This is a genomic window from Chitinophaga sp. W3I9, assembly GCF_050434025.1.
Taxonomy (GTDB): Bacteria; Bacteroidota; Bacteroidia; order Chitinophagales; family Chitinophagaceae; genus Chitinophaga.
Genome location: NZ_JBNPWC010000001.1, coordinates 5,430,177 through 5,451,614, shown reverse-complemented (window position 1 = coordinate 5,451,614; position 21,438 = coordinate 5,430,177). Strand labels below are relative to the sequence as shown.

Here is a 21,438-nt window from a genome sequence, read left to right as displayed (position 1 = left end):
AAGTGCTTACCTAAAGTATATCGCCCCGTTTCCGTGGGCCGCAATGCTGTAAATTTGTACCCATGAATAAGCATGGATTAAGACGGCCGTTGTCGGTTTTGGACCTGGCACCGGTAACAGAAGGAAGTACGCCTGCAGATGCATTCCGGAATAGCCTGCGGCTGGCACAACACGTAGAAAAGTTGGGATATAAGCGTTTCTGGATGGCTGAGCACCACAATATGGTGAGTGTGGCCAGTTCGGCTACGGCTGTATTGCTGGGATATATAGCCGGCGGCACTCATACGATCCGGGTGGGTTCAGGTGGTATTATGCTACCTAATCATGCGCCGCTGGTAGTGGCCGAGCAGTTTGGCACCCTGGCCTCCCTGTATCCCGACCGGATAGACCTGGGGCTTGGAAGGGCGCCGGGCACCGACCAGGTAACGGCGCGGGCATTGCGCCGCGACAGGCTTGGGGCAGGTCACGATTTCCCTGAGCAGGTACAGGAATTACAACAATATTTATCGTTCGACAACCATACCAGTGCCGTGAGGGCGATACCTGGCGAGGGCCTTGATATCCCGATCTGGATACTGGGTTCCAGCACCGACAGCGCTTACCTGGCTGCCGCAATGGGTTTGCCCTATGCGTTTGCCAGTCATTTTGCACCCGCACAGCTGCATGCAGCATTAAAAATATACCGGCAGCAATTTAAGCCTTCTGAATTTTTATCGGCTCCTTATACGATGGCGTGTGTGAATGTGATAGCCGCGGATACGGATGCAGAAGCCAACCGGCTGGCCACTTCGTTTTACCAGTTGTTCCTGGGAATTATCCGTGGTAAGCTGCGGAGGCTTGGACCGCCAATAGACAGTATGGAAGGGGTGTGGACGGAATATGAGGCGGCGCATGCACAGCAGATGCTGAGTTGTTCTTTTATTGGCAGTGCTGCTACTGTGCAAACAGGCCTGCAGCGTTTTCTTGAAGAGACGGAGGTAGATGAGCTGATGGCTACCGCTCACATTTACGACCAGGACACACGGCTTCGGTCGTACGAATTATTGAAGGGAATAGCTGATAATTTATAAGTTAAGTAATGAACAAAAATAATAATGGCGCTGTTTTTGACAGCGCCATTTGTGTTTACAGGCTGGTGAAGGCCGGAAGGGTGTATGCAGGGCAGCTTTTTATTGTATCTTTATGTAATGGGTTGTCAGGTGGCAACTTAAAAAACGATCTATGGTTCAAACAATGCGAACAGTTATAACCGGTACTGGTAGCTTTATTCCTGCCAACAAAAAACTAAATAACGATTTTTTGCAACAGGAATTCTATAGTGACCGGCAGGAGAGAATCCCTTCTGAGGCGGCAGACATTATCCGCAAATTTGAGGAGGTTACCGGGATTTCTGAACGCAGGTATGCAGATGTAGATATGAACGCCACGGAGATGGCGGTAGCAGCGGCAACAGTGGCTATTAAAGATGCAGGAGTGGACCAGGAAACGCTGGATCAGATTATCCTGGCGCATAATTTCGGAAACGTTTTAACAGGCACTATTCAGTCGGATGCGGTGCCATCACTGGCTTCCAGGGTGAAGCAGGCATTGGGCATCCGTAATCCTTCCTGTATACCTTACGATATTTTGTTTGGTTGTCCGGGCTGGATCCAGGGTTTAATTCAGGCGGATGCATTCTTTAAAGCGGGGCTGGCGAAGAGGTGCCTGGTGATAGGTACTGAAACCCTGAGCAGGGTGATTGACCGCTACGACCGTGACAGCATGATTTTCAGCGATGGTGCGGGAGCGGTGATCGTAGAAGCTTTCAAAGATACGGAGGGCACGGCGGGGATTATTAGTGCGAGTGCACAGTCGTACGTGATGGACGAGCTCAATTATATTTATATGGGCAAGTCGTATGCGCCGGAAGCGGATAACAGTGTCCGTTATATCAAGATGCTGGGCCGCAAAGTATATGAGTTTGCGCTGAAGCATGTACCGGAAGCGATGAAGGCCTGTTTGGATGCGGGTGGCGTAAACATCGCAGATGTAAAAAAGATCTTTATACACCAGGCCAATGAGAAGATGGATATTGCCATCATCAAAGCTTTCTACTTATTATATGGTATTAAAGACATACCGGTGGACATTATGCCTATGAATATCCACGAGTTGGGCAACAGTTCTGTGGCCACGGTTCCTACTTTATTTGACATGGTACGTAAGGGGCATATTGCCAACCAGGCGGTACATGCCGGCGAGGTGATCCTGTTTGCTTCTGTGGGAGCGGGCATGAACATCAATGCGATTTGTTACCGGGTGTAGTTATCGTATAAGCGTTACCGTACCTTTTCTGCTGAAACGGCGGCCGGTGTAATCCACGCCCTGCACCATCCATATATAAGTGGCTGCGGGGGCGGGGCGCCCCTGCCAGTTGCCGTCCCATCCGCCCGGCAGATCGGCGCTGCGGAATATCTCCTGGCCCCAGCGGTTCCATATACAGAAGAAATCCAGTTTGGGTATGCCCGCGGCGATGACGCGGAAAATATCGTTGCGCCCGTCGTTGTTGGGCGTAAATGCGTTAGGTACATAGAATTCCGGTCCTTCATAAACTTTTACATTCACTTCATCCTGATCCGTGCATCCTTCCGGGGAGGTGAGGGTGAGGCGGTAGGTCTGATCTTTTTGCAGTATGGCAACGGGATTGGGTATATAGGGGTCATTGAGGCCGGTGGTGGGCGACCAGGCGTAGCGGATACGCGGATTGAGCCATTCTGCCTGTAGTTGCAGGGGCTGGCCGCTGGCTACGATGGTATCTTTCCCCGCCTGTGCGAATACGGAAGTAACCCTGACAGGCACTTCCACTTCAGGAGAGACGCAGCCATCCCTGCTGATGGCGTATAGCCGTAAGGGATAGTAGCCCGTATCTGCAAAGCGGAAGGTGCCTTGTTGTTGTTGCAGGGTGTTACCATTGCCGAGATCCCAGTGCCACTGGCTGATAGGTGTAGCCGGCGTAAGGTTAACGCCTTCAAGACTGGTGGGAACACCGAGGCATACGTCTTCGCCTCTGCCGCTTACCTGCGGGGTGTTGCTGACGAGGATAGATTTGGTAGCGCTGCTGCCGCAGCCCAGCGCCGAGGTGACCGAGAGTTGTATCTGGCGGGTACCGGGCGTCGTGTAGGGAGCCGTTGGCTGCTGACCGGCGGAGGTAGTGCCATCGCCCCAGTTCCATTCCCATTTTTGAAGTGTTCCTACGGTAATGGTCGTACGATCTTCCATCTGCATTTTGGCATTGAGGCAAAGAGGATCGGGGCCGAAGTCCACTACCGGGTACGCACCTACGGTGAAGGGGGCTTTTAAAGTATCAGACCGGCAGCCGCTGTTATCTTCAATCACCAGTTTTACTTCATAGTGGCCTGCCGCAGGATAAACGTGAGCAGGTGGCAGAGGCGCGGTCGAAAGGGTTCCATCTCCCAAATCCCACCACCAACGGGTGACGGACCCGAAAGAACTGGAATTATCCCTGAACTGGATGGGAGTGCCATCGCAGAAGATCTGTTGGGGATTGAAATTAAATTCTGGGCGGAGGGCGGCGCAAAATTCCTGTTTATTGCTGCTGCCGCCGGTAGATCCGGCAAAGCCCCAGAACACGCTGGGATCTCCGCTGAAAATATCATTTACAATGTCTTTGTTGAGTGTAAGGCGCAGCTCATTATCCACGCTTATTTCCATGTGTTGTGCCACCGCGTCCCACCGGATGCGGAAAAGGTGCCAGTTACAATCTTCAATATTATCGCTGTTAGCCAGCACGGTTACCGGTGCGGTAAGATTGCCGGTGGGATCGTTGTGATCTGTGATGCCGTTCATTTGTATGGCAATATGATCGTAAGGAGGGTCATTTTCATCCGTGTTCTGCCAGGTATCAATGATGATCCCAAGTGAGGGTGAAATGCCTTTAAAACCAATGCCCTGGCCGGTAGCGCCGAGATTAGTGCCTTTGGTTTGCAGGATGAAGCCAATGCCATCTGCACCGGTTGCATCTTTACAACCCAGGTTTACATCAAATACATAATTAAACGACTGATTCAGGTTGATCTTATTTTTATTCCATACGGTGCCGCTGGTGGCTTGCTGGTCCGGTGTGAGCACATAGCAGTTGCAGGTGCGCTGGGTAGCTGCGCCATTGAGTATGTATGGCAATGGCGTTTGACCCGTGACCAGGGAACTTTTAAGAAGCAGGAAACCGGTGATCAGGCATAGTATTCTTTTCATGTCAGGAAGCCGGGCAGCGGGACAGATTGCCGGTAACAAGTTACATTCTTAGCGATTAACATCAAAGCAGAATTATTACTTTTACTGGCGGGGAATACCTGTATCCAGGACCCGACGATATTGTCGCAGTTAAGCATGAACGAGCCAGATGAATATCATTACAGATTATAAAAACAGACAGCTGTTCCTTTCCCGCGACGACGATGAAGGAACAGCTCCGCAGTGGTACGACACGATCAACGAAAGGATACAATTGTGGGAGCAGTATCCAGGTTATAGTGTAGTGGCGTGGCATCCCGGCAACAGGTTACTGGTATTGAATTCCCCGCTGATCATAGGATCGCGCAAGCTGGTAAGCCGGCTGGTGGTGATGAACATTGACACGCAAAAAGAACTCTACAGCACCAGCAGGCACCTGTATTATAACGCCTTTTTTAATGGCGCCGGCACGCATATCTTGCTGGAGGCCTATAGCCAAAAGCCTTCCTGGGTGGACATTGCCACAGGTGAAATCGTGGCGGTAGTACCTTTCGGACTACGATTGGCCGATGGCACCTACGATCCCTTTCAGGATGTCTTTTATTTCCCGATGGAGAAGCAAAAGGCGTATATCCGCGTGGATGGCGCTGATTTTACATGTACTAAAGTAAAGACGTTTTACCCGGACCTGGTGAGTAAGATCACCTGGTGGAACGGGCAATACCTGATACTCACGCAGGGCAATATCCTGTTTTGCTGCGATCAGCAGTTTCAGCCACTGTGGCAGCGCAGCTTTTCCGACCTGGGCGGCGACAGTGGGCAGGTGCATGGCACGGATATACTGGTAACGGAAGACGATGAGCTGATATGCCTGAGCGCCAGCGCGTCCGAAACCAACGGATGGGGCGTGGCATATGTACTGGACCGGAAAATCGGGGCTGTCCGTAACATCATCCAGGGTGAACGTGGTCGCGGACGTATTACCGGCGCGTATTTCCATCACCAGGTATTTTTATATACCATGAAACTGCTGGACCTGAACACCGGCGCCGTGCACGACTTTTTGCCCGGTTTTAAGTAATTTGCGCCTGATATGGATATAAGCGTTAACAAATACATCAGTGAAACGGGCTTTTGCAGTCGCCGCGAAGCTGATAAATATATTGAACAAGGGCGTGTGACGATCAATGACAACATCGCCTCCAAAGGCAATCGCGTTAAGGACGGCGACGTGGTAGAAGTAGACGGAGAGCCGCTCAAAAAGAAGAAGGCCACCGTGTACATTGCCCTCAACAAGCCCAAAGGGATTACCTGTACCACTGACCTCAAGGATAAAACCAATATCATCGACTACGTGAACTTCCCCTCCCGCATATTCCCGATCGGGCGGCTGGATAAACGTTCTGAAGGACTGATATTCCTCACCAACGACGGCGATATCGTAAATAAAATCCTGAGAGCCGGCAACCAGCATGAGAAAGAATATATCGTTACCGTTGACAAACCCATAGACATTGAGTTCCTCAAAAATATGCGTAACGGCGTGCGCATCCTTGGTGTGATGACGCAGAAATGCTTTGTGCAACAGGAAGGCGCCAACCGTTTCCGGATCATTTTAACGCAAGGGCTTAACCGGCAGATACGCCGCATGTGCGAAGCATTGGGATATGATGTAGTGGCGCTGAAGCGGACGCGGATTATGAATATGACGCTGAAAGACCTGGCACAGGGCAGCTGGCGGTATTTTACGAAGGAGGAAGTGAATAACCTGAATGCACTGGTAGCGAATAGTAAGAAGACCGCAGGGAATGATGCAGATGGGATGGATGAGTGATGCTATTGTTCTCACCTATTGTGTAACATCACAAAATCAGCATGCGAAGGCGTGCCATTTGACCTGTAAAAACAATTGAAGCATGGAGTTGACGTTATCAAACAGGGATTTTTGTATTTATCTGCTTACACAATTTCCATTTGCTGTTGATGAGGAAAAGGAAATGATGTTGTCTGATTATATAATAGAACATCCCGGAATGCCGTCAGAGGATTGGATAGAAGAGTTAAGCGGCAAGACAGGCAAAGACGGACAGGAAACCGAACCCTGGAATGGTTATACGTACGTACATCAGATCAATCCCCAGGTGACCTTCTATGCAGAAGTTCATCTGCAGGCATGTGGTTTTTAAAGAAGAAGAAAAGAATATATTGACGCACAGGGAGGGAATCGGATTGGTAACTAACCGGAACCATTCGGAAAGAAATCATCAGCATACAGATGAAGAACTGGTAAGTATAAACGAAATTATCAGATTGGCAACAGGTAAAAATTAATCGAAATAATACATGATTATTGTTTGTGTACTCCTCTTTTTTTTAGGACTAACCGGGATCACCATATTTACTTTGAAAAGGATCAAACCGGCCATTACTGTTCCGGAGGTCATCCTGGCGAACGTTTATGTCTTTTCCCTGATATCGCTGTTCATCGGTTTCCTGATCCACAGTAACGAATATTATACCGCCATAGACCCGGTTGATGATCAATGTTATATTCCGCTGGGCGGGAAGCACATCATCACTCTGACCTTTTACTTTATTGCCTTCAATATTTCTCTGTTGCTGTTGTGGTTGAAGGGCTATAAATTGCCACCACTGGCCAAAGTGCTGTCGCTGGGTTTCCTGGTAACAGGTATTGTGATCAATTTGCTGATTTTATGGCAGGTATCGGAACATAATACGGCCAGCATCGATATGTATGACAAATCCGGACATGTTTATCTTTTTGTATTTGCACCGGCAGTGGCGATATTGATTGCCGTCCTGCTTATACTCCAGGTGGTGAGGACGCACATGGTTACGGCCAATGAACGTATCTATTCCAATAAGTTCCTGAACAAATTGAATATTTTTCTTGGAGAAAGAAGGAATTTAACGCTATGGTCCATTATCCTGATACTTCCGTTACTGCTGGTTATTACAGCGGTGCTTACCTTGTTTGGCCAGGACCCCGATTCATTGATCAAAGCTTTCACAGAAACCACCACCTGGCGGCTTTCTCAGCAGATGCATCCGCCGGTGTTGGACCATAAAGGGCATTATCTGTGTACAGTTGCAGTATCCGGAGATCCAAAAATCGTGAAGCCCCTCCGGTTGGGTAACAGGAATGGAAGAACGATTATCGTGAACCGGCAGTTGCTGATCGCAAATGCCTTTGAGGAAATGGTGCAGGATTTTTCTCCGGGGTTACACCGGGTGATACGGCGTAACTATGATAAGTACGGATATAATTTATCCAGGAAAATCAATAACGAGCAGATGGCCAATTTAACTTACCGGCTAATGAAACCTTTGGAATGGATCTTTCTGATTTGTTTATATCTTTTATGTCAGCAACCAGAACAACGGATTAACAGGCAGTACAATGGTTCAGTATCGCCAGGAAATTGAAAAACAAAAAACAGGAAGATGAAACCAGCGGAGAAATACCAGAAGAATAGGAATATCATTATAGCGATCATCCTCTTTTTGATGAACTTAAGTTGTCAATCTCAGAACAGCCCAACATACTGGAAAATGACTAAGATCTACCGGCAAGACAAAACTCCTTTTACAGGGATGACGGTTGAAGGTATGCAGGAAGTGCTTGATTATAATTTCCACTTCATCAGAAAAGGTGATAGCCTGTATTTTGAGCTGCCTTCCACATTTAAGATAGACATCCGGAGTTTTAAACAGCTTTCGCAACTCCATATCGCTGACAGGGAGTATTATGAAATGTATGATAATGCTTTCAGCGATGATGTTTTCCAGATTAAATTCAGGGATAATGCGACTACCTCCAACTCCAAAAACACCATTATGGAATTTACCCGGATATCGAAAGAAGAATTTGAAGAGGATATCAATAAGGAGATTGCCCGACAAAAAGAAGTGAGGGCGAAAATCAATACGCTGAAAAATCAATTAAGCACAGCCCCACAGATTATATTGCATCAGGTTGAAAAATTACCGGTCAAAAACCAGGTTATACAGGACGACAAAGGAAATCCTATCACTTTAGAGATCCCGCGCGGGATTGAACTCAAAGTATCCGGACATGTTAAAACCCAGCAGTTCGGGCCTATCAAAATCGGCACATTTACGACGAACGCTAAAATATACGACCTGGTATATCCCCAAAAGAATTATGGACTAAATCAACTCACTATCTGGCTCTCTACAGACCCTGCAGATTTCGACCTGGCGGGCTATAAACTGGAAAGCCCCGACAGGGTTATATTCAAAGAAGATGCAAACAGTGTAACCGGGTATGAGCTTGACTATGATCCTAAAGACGGGAAAGCTATCATCCGCTCTGTTTTCTGTCTCAAATACAAAAAAGTGGGCCAGACCCATGTTTTTATTTATGCGGATGTATACCGGTCGCAATTCAGCGGTAATTTCGACCGTATGGCGGAGATGAACGAAATATTGAATTTTAATTACCAGCTTTCCGAGAACATCACCATTAAATAGCTTTATTCCCCCGAAAATCTTCCAAAAAATAGTCGTAACTTCTTTTCACGGACCCGGATCGCGAAGAGATACTGAGGGTCCAAAACCTATAAAAACTCATCGGGCTATTTATGAAAATCAAAGCATATGGAATTAAAGGGAAAGGTGGAAAACCGGAACCATTTTTTTATGAAAGAAATGTTGGTGACAATGAGGTAAGCGTCAAAATTATTTATTGTGCTATTGCAAGAGGAGATATCCAGTTCATAAGTGATGATTGGGGCGATACGAAATTCCCACTTGTTCCTGGGCACGAAATTGTGGGAATTGTAGCAGCAACCGGGGCAAATGTAGCCACATTGAAAGTTGGAGATCGCGTTGGGATCGGTTATCAGCAGGAAGCTTGTTTTGACTGTGAGTATTGCAAAGCAGGGAACGAACAATTTTGTGAGCGGCAAAAAGTAATTGGTGTGCATTGCTATGGTGGTTTGGCGGAGCATATTGTTGTTGATAACAGGTTCGCATATAAACTTCCGCCGGCACTTCACTCGGTGAATTCAGTTCCATTGCTATCATCTGGCCTTGCTGTATATACAGGAATTATAAGAGCGCAGTTGCCAGCCAATTCTACCGTTGGTGTATTGGGCGCTGGTGGTCTTGGTTACCTGGCTATCCAGTTTTTAAATAAAATGGGACACCAGGTGTATGTATTTTCTCATTCTCCTGAAAAAAAGGAGATGATTAATCAGTTGGGAGCGGAGTTTGTGCTAAGCTCAAACGCCAATAATCTTACAACGATCGGGAAGAAATTTGATTTTATTATCTCGACACTAAATGTACAATATGATCTGAATGATTTTTTGAAGATCCTTACGCCACAGGGGAAGTTTTGCGTGGTAGCCGCGCCGTTGGAAAAGCAACCCGTTAACCTTGGCTTGCTATACGATTATGCTCAGCGAACTATTTTTGGAAATTATGTAGGTAGTTGCAAGGACATGACAGACATGTTTGATTTCGCAATAAAGCATAACATTGAGAGCGCTGTGGAGGTTATGCCGTTCTCTGAAATGAACGAAGCGATAGAAAAGGTTAGAGCAGGAAAAGGCAACATTCAGTTAGTATTGAAAAACGACGAATAAGATGAATTCACAGGAAAAAGTACTGCACTGTTACGACCAGGTAGCCGGCGACTATGCGGCGCAGCGCTGGGACGAACTGACCCACAAGCATTTTGACCGGTTGTTATTGAAGGAATTTGCAGCTGTTAACAAAGATAAAGGACCCTGTGCCGACTTTGGCTGTGGACCTGGGCAAACAACAAAATTTTTGTACGACAATGGGATGCACGATATCACCGGCATTGACTTGTCGCCGGCGATGATTAGTACTGCCCGGGAGCTTTCTCCCCATATTAAATATGAAACAGGAGACTTATTGGATATCGCTTATCCCTCAGGATTTCTGGCAAGTGCCATTGCATTTTATGCGATAGTACATTTTAATAATGACCAGGTAAGGAAGTGTTTCGACGAAATAAACAGGGTATTGAAAACGGGAGGAGACTTTTTGTTTTCCTTTCACGCAGGAGAGGAGATTGTCCATTTTGACAAAGCGCATGATAAAGAAATTGATGTTGATTTGTTCTTCTTTAAATCAGATGATATCATTGCATTACTTCATGAGACGGGTTTTAATATCATTGATGCCATAGAGAGGCGCCCGTATGATGAGGTGGAATATGCAAGCAGGCGGGCTTATATCTGGGCGCAGAAAAAATAATGTTAGAAAGTATTTTGGAACAGTGGTCGTGCTTATTTCGAATAATTCCTGATCTAATTAAAGTATCAACATGTCTTCAAGACGAATTGAATTAGCTATTACTTCCTCTCATTCTGGCGGAAAGTCCGCCATTTGCTTTGAAAACTGACCCGATAGTTCCCCTCCCTGGCTAACAGCCCATTCTGCCATTGCATAGAGCACCGGTCTTAATGCCCTGCCCGACTCCGACAGTTCGTAGGTAACATAAGGCGGCACAACGGGTCTTGGCTCCCGCAAGATTAACCCGTCATTTTCCAATTGTTTAAGGTGCTGTATCAGCACCTTTTCTGTAACTGCCGGTATTGATCTTTTCAGCTCGCTGTAGCGCTTTTTTCCCGGCAGAAGACTGAACAGGATGATGGGCTTCCAATATCCGCCAATCTTTTCCATTACAAAGGTTACCGGGCAAGCGACAAACGCATTGCTCTTGTTTTCCTGGATGACCGATGTTTCTTTTATTGCTGTCATATTATTTGATACTTACCATTGGGTAAGTACTTGTATAAAGGTAAGTACAAGTTTAGTTTTGTACAAGAATTTTAAAACAAATAAAAAATGAAAGCAACAGTAACAGGTTCCCTGGGAAATATCAGTCGTGTTCTCATAGAAAGATTGGTGGCAAGTGGTCACGAAATAAAAGTGATAAGCTCAGATTCCGGGAAGGCAAAGGAAATAGAAAAGCTGGGCGCCGTATCATTGACCGGCTCTTTAACGGATGCGGAATTTGTTTCCCGGTCGTTCGAAGACGCGGATGCGGTATATACCATGGTGCCCCCTGATTTTTCCGTCCCGGACTATTATGAATTTGCGGACCAGATACACCAGAATTATGTCCGGGCTATTGAACAGCACAATATCCGGTATGCGGTTAACCTGAGCAGCATTGGTGTTGCGGTGGCGGGCATTGCTCCGTTATCAAGGTACTATAACCTGGAACAACGGCTTAATGGCATTCCCGGGCTGAATGTTGTTCATTTACGCCCCGCCATGTTCTATACCAATTTTTACGGTGGTTTAGGGCCCGCAAAACACCAGGGCATTATCGGGCACAATGTGGGCGGAATGGTTGATCTGCTCATGACACATCCGGCAGATATTGCAGATGCAGCCTTCACTTTCTTACATTCGCTTTCTTTTTCCGGTCAGCAGATCGAATATGTTATCAGCGATATAAGAAATGGCAACGGCATAGCTGAAATGTTAGGCAGCGCGATTGACAAGCCGTTAAATTGGGTGGAGTTTCCCGATGATGCCTTGTTGGCGGGCCTGCTTCAGAACGGGTTTTCACAGGATGCTGCTGAAAATCTTATCGTGAACGCGGGAAAGGCCATCAGGGAAGGGTTGTTCGACGAATTTAAGAAAGATCAGTACGGAGTATCGGGAAGCCGGAAATTTCCCGGTTTTGCTAAAGAGTTTGCAATGGCGTATCAGTTTGCCGGTTAAAGTTTACAAGTGGAAAGGTCTTGATAGACCTTTCCACTTTACCGGCCAGTTGAGTTTTGTTTATTGACATAACAAGTAATTGTCCTCCTGCAAAAATAACATTTGTAATGGTCAAATTAAGCGTTGTACATGGCAAGGGATAGTAAGATCTTTAGGTAGACTAGAGATGTCATCAACCGAACAATGAATTGCTATTCCACAAATTTGTCACCTGTACAATTTTTTTTATGAACCAAACCAAGTCGTTACTATGGGCGATTGCGTTGCTGTGCCTGATACTGCAATCCACGCATATTTATTCCCAAAGCAAGATTAGCGTTAAAGGCGTTGTCACTGACTCTACGGGCACGCCGCTCCCCGGCGCAACTATCAGCCAGGAAGGGAACCTGAGGAACGGAACAGTGTCCGGTCCGGAGGGTCGCTTTGAAATAAACACACCTCCCGGCAGCCGTCTGAAAGTTACGATGACGGGATTTCGTACTGCCTTTGCAGTTGCCGGTACTTCCCAGTTGAACATCATACTACAGCCCGTTGCCACGGAACTGACAGATGTAGTGGTGGTAGGGTATGGCACACAGAAACGTGCTAAAATGACTTCTGCTGTTTCCTCCATAAGCGCGAAGGATATACAGCTCATTCCTGCAACCAATTTATCAAATGTATTGGCAGGACGTATGTCGGGTACCTTTATCAGTTCACCCACGGGTACACCTGGTATTGGCTCCAATGTTAAAGTGAGGGCCCGCTCTTCCTTTAGTAACAGTGCCGTTGAACCGTTATATGTAATTGATGGTGTGGTGCGGGATAAAACCAGTTTCGATGCGCTGGATCCCAATGAAGTGGCGGATATCACCATTTTGAAAGATGCTTCTTCTGCAGCTATTTACGGTTCCCGCTCTTCTAACGGCGCTATCCTGGTAACAACAAAAACAGGAAAGAGTGGTACGGCAGTTATAAATTTCAACGCCACCTATAACACGCAACGGGTAGGTAAATTGCCGGAATATATGCCGGTTAAAGATGGATTGAATTTAAGCAAAGCCGTGAACGGAGGTTTAAGCGATGAGGAAATTAACTGGGTGCTTCAAAATAACCCTAACGGCGATAACTATTACAAAGCCGCTTATACCAATCCTTCCAGCCAACGTTATGCATTAAGTGTTTCAGGCGGTAATGAAAAGCTGAGAGCCTACATTGGAGGTTCTTATATTAAAGAAGATGGATTCCTGCCACAGGTATCCTACAAGAAATACAATCTCCGTGGAAACGTGCAGGCCAACCTCGTAAAAAATCTTACACTCGGTTTAAACCTGGGAACAAGTTATGGTACCCGCAACCGTTTCAACTTTACCTATGATTATGGTTCCGATGACCTGAATAATCTTTGGGGCAAGCTGCTGTACTGGGATGTATTTGCAACGCCTTATAAAGATGGTAAACCAAATAACCCCGGTTGGCTGGGAAATCCTATAGAGATGATGAGAAACGGGGGCTACTGGCGTAACAACAACCAGCAAATAGATGCGTTGGTGACTGCCGAGTACAAAATACCCACGGTAGAAGGACTGAGCATAAAAGGTACCTACAGCAAAAACTTCGACAACAGCTATATAAAAACCTTTGCCAAAAAACAAACACTGTACAATTTTAAGAAAACAGGTCCCAATGGTTTGATTTATACGAATGAATTGGTGGGTACTACTTTAAGTGGCGATCCCGGCACCCAGTATTTAGGCAATGAATATAATAAATCCAATACTTACCAGCTAAATGCACAGGTTAATTACGACCGTACATTTGGAAAACATACGATTGGCGCACTGGCTGTTTACGAGCAATACGAGGGCTACTCGAATTATTTCAGCATGTACCGGTATAATTTTCCGCTCGTTGCCACAGATCAGTTTTTATATACCAGCGCCAACAACGCCGATTGGTCAACAAGTGGTAACGAAGGTCAGATTGGAAGGCTATCCTATATCGGAAGGATTAATTACGACTATGATGCCAAATACCTTTTCAGCGCATCTGTACGGAGAGACGGTTCTACCAACTTTGCACCGGATAAGCGCTGGGGATGGTTTCCATCGGTGTCCGGAGGTTGGGTGATTTCAAAGGAAGGATTTTTCCAGTCATCAACACTTGGCCATGCAGTTGATTTCTTAAAGTTGAGAGCATCCTACGCTACCACCGGTAATGATATCCTGGATAAGGATGATCCAAACAGCAGATGGAGATGGATGGAGCAATATATTATACAAGGAGGCACCTATTTCCTTGGCGCTTCCGGTACCCCGGCATCACGCCTGGCATATGGCGGATTACCTAACAGCAACTTAACCTGGGAAAAATCAAATTCCGCAGGCTTCGGTGTAGATGCAACGGTATTCAGAAATGTACGCTTCAGCTTCGATTACTGGAAACGTCAATCCTATGATATATTAGGCAGCCGGATCCTGGCTATTCCTTACGAGTTTGGCGCATCATTGCCTCCTGAGAATTATGGAAAAGTTAGTTCCCATGGTATTGAAGTAGAGCTTGGCTACAGCAATAACATCGGCAAAAACTTCAGCTACAATGTAAAAGGGGTGTTCACCTATGCTACCAACAAGGCTATAAAAAGAGATGTGGCAGCCAATACGCAGGACTATGCTAACCCCATCGGGAAAACGCTGGCGTATAGCTATGGTTACAAGGCATTGGGTGTAATACGCACACAGGAGGATTTGAATAAGCTGCCAAGCGGTTATACCATTAATGGAGTAGCCCCAGCCTTGGGAGATATGCTGCTGGCCGATTTGAGTGGCCCGGATGGAAAACCGGATAATAAGGTAGATAGCTACGACCAAATGGTGCTGGGCAATTATTTTGGAGCCGACAATGCCCCCATGGCCTACGGATTGAATCTTTCACTGTCGTATAAAGGATTTACGGTAGAAGCATTATTTTCCGGCCTCACAGGATATAAAATAAGTTACAATGACGCCTGGGGCAGGAATTTCGGCGGTGGCGGAAAAGTGCCACAATACCACGCTGATTCCTGGAGCACCGAAAATCCTAATGGTTCTACTCCCAAAATGTACCCTTGGGGAGATCCTCATTCTGCCGGTTATACATGGACCTCCACATTCAACGTATATAATGGCGGCTTTTTACGGATGAAATACCTGAACATCAACTATAAATTGCCTGATATCGTATTGAATAAATTAGCGATTAAAGATACCAGGATTTTCCTGGCAGGATCAAACCTGTTTAATGTCAGCAAATTTAAATTGTATGATCCTGAAGTGTCTCAATTCATGAGTTATCCAACTATGAGAACTTTTACCGCAGGAATTGATATAAGGTTATAGAAAAGCATGTTCAAATTAAAAAACAAGAAAATGAAGCATAAGTTAAATATAGCAGTACTCCTTTTTTTCGTTCCTTTTTTATTTGTGAGCTGCAATAAAGTACTTGACAAAACGAATCTCTCTGCAGTTGGTCCGGACCAGGTATGGTCGGATGTAAATATTGCCACCGCCTATTTAAATCAGATCTATTCAGCGCTGATGCCAGGCAATCCTTACGGCAGCGGCAACAACACCGACGAAGGCGTACCTTATCAGAAACAGACAAATGAATGGTTCAGGGGCACCGCTACCTTCGACTCACAAAACAGTTTTAGTACTTATAATAATATTCGAACTATCAATATTTTGTTGGGTAATATCGATAAAGCTACCTTCAGCCAGGCGGATAAGGATAAAATTAAAGGACAGGCGTTATTCTGGAGGGCCTGGGCTTATCAGAACCTCGTGAGCACCTACGGCGGCGTACCGCTGATATTGGAAGCACAGCTGCCTACTTCTGATTTAACTACACTGCAGAAACCCCGTAATAAAACTTCAGAATGTGTAACGCAGATTTTAAAAGATATAGATGACGCCCTCGCATTACTGCCCGACGCTTTTACAGATGATGATATGGGCCGGATAGATAAAGGAGTGGCCCTCGCCTTTAAAGGAAGAGTATTGTTGTTTTATGCCAGCCCGTTGTTTAATGGTTTGGCAGGCGTTGCCACCTGGCAAAAAGCATTCGATGCTAATAAAGCGGCCAAAGAATTCCTGGATGCACGTGGTAAAGGGTTATATAGTCCTTACAGTAAAATATGGGATGATGAGCTAAACAAAGAAGTGGTAATGGTCCACCGGTTCAACTACCCGCAGGCCACTTATTTCCAGGGCGGTTTAATTCCCCTGGATTGGTCTAAGGATGATGTAGGTTACGACAGGCCTTCCCTGGAACTGGTGAATGCCTTTCCCATGAAGGATGGCTCGGCCTGGGAATCACAATCGAGAAGCTACGATACACTGTTTTTTAACAGGGATGACCGGTTTTATGCCAATATTTATTACAACGGAGCTCCTAATCAATATTTAAAGGGAATGCGTGACAGTAAAACCTACCTGTGGACGTATTTTACCTCAATAACGAATTATAACGGTGGTACCGGGCTGGAAGGCGTTCATAATGCAATAACACTGGATCCTTTATGGTCTAACTCCAGTTTTTACCGTATAAAAGCGGTTGATAAAACCCTTGACAAAGGCACTGTTTACAATGCAGGCGTCGACTGGGTTGAAATCCGTTATGCTGAAGTATTAATGAATTACGGAGAATGCGCTAATGAAACAGGTAATACTGCTGCAGCAATCGACGTGTTAAAACAGATCAGGACCCGTGCAGGCGTGCTGCCAGGCATCGCCGGTAATTATGGTATTACAGCCGTGTTGCAGCCCGACATACGCAAGGCATATCAAAAAGAACGGTTTGTTGAGTTTTGTTTTGAAGGTAAACGTTTAAATGACCTGCGCCGCTGGAAGATGTTTGGTTACCTGAGAAGCCTTACTCAACGTCATGGAATCGCCGTATTGCTGAAAACAGGACAATCAGATGTAAGCCCGATGTCGGATATAAACACAGTGTGGAATAAATTTACTTCTACTGTTATTCCAACAGATGCTGTTGATATAGCTATTAAAGATCAGTACTATATTTATGGCATTCCTAAAGCAGTGTTGGATAGAAACCCATTGTTAAAACAAAACAATAACTGGGGTGGCGACTTTGATCCCCTGCAATAGCAATTGAATGAAAGAAAATAAGCGTAACAGGAAGTATTTAACGGCCGGGATAATAATTTGTACATTATTGGGTTTTAACAGGCATGCAGGCGCACAGCACATAGCGTTTACAACCAGGTATTCGTCTGTTAGCATCAATAAAAGCGGATTTATTACCAGTATCAGGGATAAACAAACAAGCAGGGAATACAATCCCCGGGGACTAAGCTCACCATTACTGGCGCTGGAGAAAGAAGGAAAGAATATTTATCCGGTCAGTGCAAAACTACAGGGGAAACAGTTAAAGCTGACTTATCCCAGCGGTACAATTGCTACGTTAAAGATCGACCAGAAAAACGACTACCTGCGTTTTGAACTGTTGTCGCTGTTACCGCGAAATGGCGTTGACAATGTGATATGGGGACCTTATAAAACCAATATCTCCAAAACCATCGGCGAAATACTGTCAGTAGTAAGAAGTGAAAATTTTGCCATTGGCATACTGGCGCTTAACGACAATACTACCAGCGGTCCGCCCTGTAATGGCGATATGTATCAGTCCTGTTATATCATTCATTCGCCTGACCCGGTGAAGTACCCGCTGCCGGCAAATCTACAGGAAGGTCAACGGTTCCGTATCGGTGGAGATGGCATTAATGATGTGGCATTTTATTCTCACCCGGAAGAGTATTACCGGTATATGAATGGTAATGGCGCCAGCCTGGAGCCGGACTTCGGATCGTCTATCGTATTACACTCGCGCGACCGGAAGAAGCCATACACCATTTTTTATCCGCATTTTAATGATTTCCCCGGGGTTAAATCGCCCCGGCATATGGAGCTGACGCCGGTTGATGTAGACTATATCGGTTCTGCCATCGCCTTTTATGCCTGCCCTGATTCACTTGGATTGCGGACAATTGAACAGATTGTAAAAAATGAAGGCTTGCCCTATATTACCCGGAATGGAAAGTGGGTAAAAGATCCGTCCAATTATCAAACGGATATCGCCTGGTGGGGGCCGCACGACAGCCTGGTTTCCTATGCCGGGCAGCTGGGGCTGAAAGCTGTTCAGGATGAGGGTTTGGGAGAATATTATACGAATCCGGCCAACCGGTGGGCCGATAAAAAAGTGACGCTCAACCAGCAAAAACGGCCTATCAGTGACTTAACCGCCTTAACCAACAAAGAAGGTGTTGCCTATGGATTGCATACGCTCACGGAATTTATTCAGCCATTTAGCAGCGATGTGCATCCGGTGCCTAACGATGGCTTGTGTACCGTGTTAAAAACCCATATCACCAAAAGGATTAGTGCAAATGATACATTGATACAGGTGGCGGACACCAGTTATCTGAACGAATTTGGCGGTTGGGACGACAACAAGGTGAATGTGTTAAAGATCGGGAAAGAGCTGATCCGGTATAAAGGCGTTACCACCACCAAACCCTATACACTTACCGGTGTAGAACGCGGCGCCCTTAAAACCAATGCCGCCGCGCATAACGCCGGGGATCAACTGGCCAAACTCCAGGTAAACTGTTATGGTGGATTTATCCCCGATATTACGCTGCAGGATGATTATGCGGCCTATTACGCCCGCCTGCTGCACGACGGAGGGATGAACTATATCGACTTTGACGGCTTCGAAAGTTTTACTTACCAGGGACATGGACAATACTCTTTCAAACGTTTTATGAGAGGCATGTTTGACCACCTTAAAGAAATGAATGTGCCGTACGTGAGAGTGATGGGATCCTGCGTTTTTGAAGGAAACTGGCACTACATGAGCGTATGCAATGTAGGGGGTGGTAATAACATGTTTGATCCGGTAAATAATAAATGGGGAATTGAAGGGAAAGACATACGTTATTCTTTCAACGGCAGTTATTTTCCCGCTACTTTTGGGATACAGAATCTGCAGCGTGACTGGACGATACAGGTAGTAGAGAATCTCCAGTGTAAATCCATTGCCTGGGAGGCTACCTATATGCTGGGGTTAAGCCAGGATGCTGTAGAGAAAAGAACCGACAAGCAGGCGATATTCAAAGCTTTCCGGACCTGGGAAAATGCAAAGAATGCCGGTGCATTTGGAGACGCATTGAAAAAAGAAATGCAGGAAGAAAAAAATGTTTATCACCTGGAACAATTGGATGATAATACCTGGAAACTTTACAAGGTAGCGCCAGATGGTGTTTTGGGCAGCCCGGAAATATTGAAGCGCAGCAAAGCAGGTTGATAACAGTTTATTATACTTATTTGTTTATGGTCAGCGAACGTTTGGTGCTTGGTACTGCCGGATTAGGCGGTGTTTGGGGAAAGGTTGATCCACATCAATCTGTATTAACAATTTTATCCGCACTCGAATCGGGTATAATCGCTATTGATACCGCTCCGGCTTATGGAGATGCGGAGCGCTATCTTGGTCAGGCATTACAGCAATGGGATGGGAAAATACCTGTGATCAGTTCCAAAGTGGGGCGACTCAAATCTTACGCCGCCGACGAAGCCTGTTACGATTATTCAGACAGGACAATGGCGGAAAGCCTGGAGAACAGTCTCCGTACTATCGGTATCTCTTCTCTCGATATCCTGTTTTTACATGATCCTCATGCGATTCCCGAAATGGACGCGAAGCGGATCATTAACAGGCTGATAGCGTTCAGGGAACAGGGATTGGCAAAACGGTTAGGCGTAGGAGGTAATTGGCCTTCCTGGCTGAAAGCATACCTGGATGCCGGCGTTTTTGATGTGGTGATGGAGTTTAACCGTCTTAATGCCTCAAATGTAACCTCACTCGGGGATTCACTGCCTTACTGCCTATCCCGTAACATACAATATTATGCTGCCAGTCCGCTGAACATGGGACTGCTGGGGCGATGTATAGGGTCGTTTAAACAGATGCGCCCCGAATGGCTGCCCGAAGAGGCACTGAAGATGGCCATAGAACTGGAACAAATAGCGGAAAAACACCGTCTTTCCCTATCAGCTATGGCGCATAGGTTCCTCCTGTCTTTACCCTATGATTTTAATATTGTATTGGGACCATCCAATACAGGAGAACTGGTGGCCAGTATTGAAAATTTTAACCAGGGTAAACTACCGGACGCCATCCGGACAGAAATTTTGAATTGCAGTAACGGTAAAAGAAGTTAAGATGTGTAATATCGATCACGAGATCTTTAATATCCGGAGTATACAAATAAGGGAATTAGCCCCGGTGCAGGTGGTTACTCCATTGCAGGACGCCACTATGGGACCGTTTCATGCTTTTGGAATGTCCATGATCACCATTGAAGATGAAAATCACAATATTGGTGAAGCACCGGTGTACAGCAGTTATACCAATATCCTGGAAGCATGCCTCGTGCCTCATTTGCTGTATTCCAATAACCTTTCCTACAGCCAGTTATATTCCAGGTTATACTGGTCTATCCGCAACGAGGGCTTCAGAGGCCCTGCATCTGCGCTGTTGGGACAGGTGGATATGGCATTGCACGACCTGGCTACCCGCCGGCTCGGCGTCCCATTGCATAAATATATGGGCGCCGGCCGGAATGAGGTAAAGGTATATGGCAGCGGAGGAGGCACCAACTATAGTTATGAGCAACTGGAAAAAGAGGTTACCTATTTTACCACAGCAGGGGTAGATTGTTATAAGATGAAGGTGGGTAAGGATTTTGGCATGAACATGAAGGAAGATGTAAAGCGTGTGAAGTTTGTACGTAATCTCCTGGGAAAAAATGTCAGGCTCGCCGTGGATGCCAACCAGATCTGGAGTTGTGATCAGGCGCTCCGGTTTATAGATCAGACAGCCGGGGAAAACCTGGCCTGGTTTGAAGAACCTACGCATTCAGCATCTTTGGACCAGATTGAAGCGCTGTGTAAACAAACGCCTTTGAAAATAGCTTTTGGAGAATCGGAACGGACGGCAAGAGTATTTCCTACGTTGGTAAACATCGGCGTAAGCCATTTGCAGCCGGTGCCCGGTCATTTAGCCGGCGTGAAAGAATGGATGGCGGTGAGAGACCTGGCAGCCAAACATAAGATTGATTTTTCTTCCGGCGGATATTCATTGTTTACAGCTTCCCTGATGGCTACTGCGTCTGAACCATGTGAAGTGGAGTACATGTATTCAATTATGTCGGGACTGGAAACGTATTTCGATGTAAAACCGGCATGGAGCAACGGGAAGTTTTTCCTGCCGGAGATGCCTGGTTTGCCTGTCAGGATAAATTGGGGCCACTGTGAAAGCACCGGTCAACTGACCAGGACAAGGATATGGGATAAAAAGAACGTCGGTGAATACAAGCCGATCGTATCTTTGTGATCCTTAAGCATTTTC

Annotated in this window: 17 protein-coding genes; 15 read left to right on the top strand and 2 right to left on the bottom strand. The window is 46.1% G+C overall.

The genetic code is table 11. The annotated features are described in order from the left end of the window. Positions 1-62: 62 nt before the first annotated feature. Together QFZ51_RS22010 and QFZ51_RS22005 are read left to right on the top strand one after the other, a co-directional pair. Positions 63-1,070, top strand: a complete 1,008-nt coding sequence (locus QFZ51_RS22010; protein ID WP_429048911.1) for an LLM class flavin-dependent oxidoreductase — start codon at positions 63-65, stop codon at positions 1,068-1,070. 163 nt (positions 1,071-1,233) lie between these two features. Next, positions 1,234-2,304, top strand: a complete 1,071-nt coding sequence (locus tag QFZ51_RS22005) for a 3-oxoacyl-ACP synthase III family protein (protein WP_429048909.1) — start codon at positions 1,234-1,236, stop codon at positions 2,302-2,304. Here the strand turns inward: QFZ51_RS22005 and QFZ51_RS22000 are convergent, their stop codons facing one another. Beyond that, entirely contained in the window at positions 2,305-4,251 is a 1,947-nt protein-coding gene (locus QFZ51_RS22000; RefSeq protein WP_429048906.1) for a lectin-like domain-containing protein, read from the bottom strand. Between the two features lie 148 nt (positions 4,252-4,399). On the opposite strand from QFZ51_RS22000, the gene QFZ51_RS21995 reads away from it, so the two are divergent. From QFZ51_RS21995 to QFZ51_RS21965, 7 genes are all read left to right on the top strand, one after another. Further along, positions 4,400-5,311, top strand: coding sequence for a hypothetical protein (locus QFZ51_RS21995; RefSeq protein WP_429048904.1), 912 nt, complete (start codon positions 4,400-4,402; stop codon positions 5,309-5,311). Between the two features lie 12 nt (positions 5,312-5,323). Continuing rightward, positions 5,324-6,064, top strand: coding sequence for a 23S rRNA pseudouridine(2604) synthase RluF (rluF, locus tag QFZ51_RS21990; RefSeq protein WP_370912116.1), 741 nt, complete (start codon positions 5,324-5,326; stop codon positions 6,062-6,064). A gap of 82 nt (positions 6,065-6,146) precedes the next feature. Then, on the top strand, positions 6,147-6,416 hold the full coding sequence (locus QFZ51_RS21985) for a hypothetical protein (RefSeq protein WP_429048901.1): 270 nt from the start codon (positions 6,147-6,149) through the stop codon (positions 6,414-6,416). Between the two features lie 157 nt (positions 6,417-6,573). Further along, a complete protein-coding gene (locus QFZ51_RS21980) occupies positions 6,574-7,677 on the top strand; it encodes a DUF6688 domain-containing protein (RefSeq protein ID WP_429048900.1) in 1,104 nt (367 codons plus the stop codon). A 126-nt stretch (positions 7,678-7,803) separates the two neighbouring features. Next, entirely contained in the window at positions 7,804-8,745 is a 942-nt protein-coding gene (locus QFZ51_RS21975) for a hypothetical protein (RefSeq protein WP_429048897.1), read from the top strand. A 110-nt stretch (positions 8,746-8,855) separates the two neighbouring features. Then, entirely contained in the window at positions 8,856-9,863 is a 1,008-nt protein-coding gene (locus QFZ51_RS21970; RefSeq protein ID WP_429048895.1) for an NAD(P)-dependent alcohol dehydrogenase, read from the top strand. 1 nt (position 9,864) lies between these two features. Continuing rightward, entirely contained in the window at positions 9,865-10,503 is a 639-nt protein-coding gene (locus QFZ51_RS21965) for a class I SAM-dependent methyltransferase (RefSeq protein ID WP_429048893.1), read from the top strand. A 108-nt stretch (positions 10,504-10,611) separates the two neighbouring features. On the opposite strand, the gene QFZ51_RS21960 is transcribed toward QFZ51_RS21965, so the two are convergent. Continuing rightward, complete coding sequence (locus tag QFZ51_RS21960; protein WP_429048891.1) at positions 10,612-11,010, bottom strand: winged helix-turn-helix transcriptional regulator; 399 nt, start codon at positions 11,008-11,010, stop codon at positions 10,612-10,614. An 87-nt stretch (positions 11,011-11,097) separates the two neighbouring features. Here QFZ51_RS21960 and QFZ51_RS21955 point away from each other — a divergent pair, with 87 nt between their 5' ends. The 6 genes from QFZ51_RS21955 (at position 11,098) to QFZ51_RS21930 (ending at position 21,423) form a co-directional block, all read left to right on the top strand. Next, the gene (locus QFZ51_RS21955) at positions 11,098-11,985 is read left to right on the top strand and encodes an NAD(P)H-binding protein (RefSeq protein WP_429048888.1); all 888 of its coding nucleotides are present in this window, start codon (positions 11,098-11,100) and stop codon (positions 11,983-11,985) included. A 227-nt stretch (positions 11,986-12,212) separates the two neighbouring features. Then, entirely contained in the window at positions 12,213-15,341 is a 3,129-nt protein-coding gene (locus QFZ51_RS21950; protein WP_429048885.1) for a SusC/RagA family TonB-linked outer membrane protein, read from the top strand. Positions 15,342-15,371: 30 nt separating this feature from the next. After that, entirely contained in the window at positions 15,372-17,114 is a 1,743-nt protein-coding gene (locus QFZ51_RS21945; RefSeq protein WP_429048882.1) for a RagB/SusD family nutrient uptake outer membrane protein, read from the top strand. Between the two features lie 7 nt (positions 17,115-17,121). Continuing rightward, positions 17,122-19,332, top strand: coding sequence for a hypothetical protein (locus QFZ51_RS21940; protein WP_429048880.1), 2,211 nt, complete (start codon positions 17,122-17,124; stop codon positions 19,330-19,332). A gap of 26 nt (positions 19,333-19,358) precedes the next feature. Then, positions 19,359-20,249, top strand: a complete 891-nt coding sequence (locus QFZ51_RS21935; RefSeq protein ID WP_429048878.1) for an aldo/keto reductase — start codon at positions 19,359-19,361, stop codon at positions 20,247-20,249. Between the two features lies 1 nt (position 20,250). Further along, positions 20,251-21,423, top strand: coding sequence for an enolase C-terminal domain-like protein (locus QFZ51_RS21930; RefSeq protein ID WP_429048876.1), 1,173 nt, complete (start codon positions 20,251-20,253; stop codon positions 21,421-21,423). Positions 21,424-21,438 lie beyond the last annotated feature (15 nt).

What these genes read in the sequence shown, in the direction of transcription:
- QFZ51_RS22010 (WP_429048911.1), top strand. Translation starts at nt 63, where the DNA reads ATGAATAAGCATGGATTAAGACGGCCGTTGTCGGTTTTGGACCTGGCA.
- QFZ51_RS22005 (WP_429048909.1), top strand. Translation starts at nt 1,234, where the DNA reads ATGCGAACAGTTATAACCGGTACTGGTAGCTTTATTCCTGCCAACAAA.
- QFZ51_RS22000 (WP_429048906.1), bottom strand. Translation starts at nt 4,251, where the DNA reads ATGAAAAGAATACTATGCCTGATCACCGGTTTCCTGCTTCTTAAAAGT.
- QFZ51_RS21995 (WP_429048904.1), top strand. Translation starts at nt 4,400, where the DNA reads ATGAATATCATTACAGATTATAAAAACAGACAGCTGTTCCTTTCCCGC.
- rluF (WP_370912116.1), top strand. Translation starts at nt 5,324, where the DNA reads ATGGATATAAGCGTTAACAAATACATCAGTGAAACGGGCTTTTGCAGT.
- QFZ51_RS21985 (WP_429048901.1), top strand. Translation starts at nt 6,147, where the DNA reads ATGGAGTTGACGTTATCAAACAGGGATTTTTGTATTTATCTGCTTACA.
- QFZ51_RS21980 (WP_429048900.1), top strand. Translation starts at nt 6,574, where the DNA reads ATGATTATTGTTTGTGTACTCCTCTTTTTTTTAGGACTAACCGGGATC.
- QFZ51_RS21975 (WP_429048897.1), top strand. Translation starts at nt 7,804, where the DNA reads ATGACTAAGATCTACCGGCAAGACAAAACTCCTTTTACAGGGATGACG.
- QFZ51_RS21970 (WP_429048895.1), top strand. Translation starts at nt 8,856, where the DNA reads ATGAAAATCAAAGCATATGGAATTAAAGGGAAAGGTGGAAAACCGGAA.
- QFZ51_RS21965 (WP_429048893.1), top strand. Translation starts at nt 9,865, where the DNA reads ATGAATTCACAGGAAAAAGTACTGCACTGTTACGACCAGGTAGCCGGC.
- QFZ51_RS21960 (WP_429048891.1), bottom strand. Translation starts at nt 11,010, where the DNA reads ATGACAGCAATAAAAGAAACATCGGTCATCCAGGAAAACAAGAGCAAT.
- QFZ51_RS21955 (WP_429048888.1), top strand. Translation starts at nt 11,098, where the DNA reads ATGAAAGCAACAGTAACAGGTTCCCTGGGAAATATCAGTCGTGTTCTC.
- QFZ51_RS21950 (WP_429048885.1), top strand. Translation starts at nt 12,213, where the DNA reads ATGAACCAAACCAAGTCGTTACTATGGGCGATTGCGTTGCTGTGCCTG.
- QFZ51_RS21945 (WP_429048882.1), top strand. Translation starts at nt 15,372, where the DNA reads ATGAAGCATAAGTTAAATATAGCAGTACTCCTTTTTTTCGTTCCTTTT.
- QFZ51_RS21940 (WP_429048880.1), top strand. Translation starts at nt 17,122, where the DNA reads ATGAAAGAAAATAAGCGTAACAGGAAGTATTTAACGGCCGGGATAATA.
- QFZ51_RS21935 (WP_429048878.1), top strand. Translation starts at nt 19,359, where the DNA reads ATGGTCAGCGAACGTTTGGTGCTTGGTACTGCCGGATTAGGCGGTGTT.
- QFZ51_RS21930 (WP_429048876.1), top strand. Translation starts at nt 20,251, where the DNA reads ATGTGTAATATCGATCACGAGATCTTTAATATCCGGAGTATACAAATA.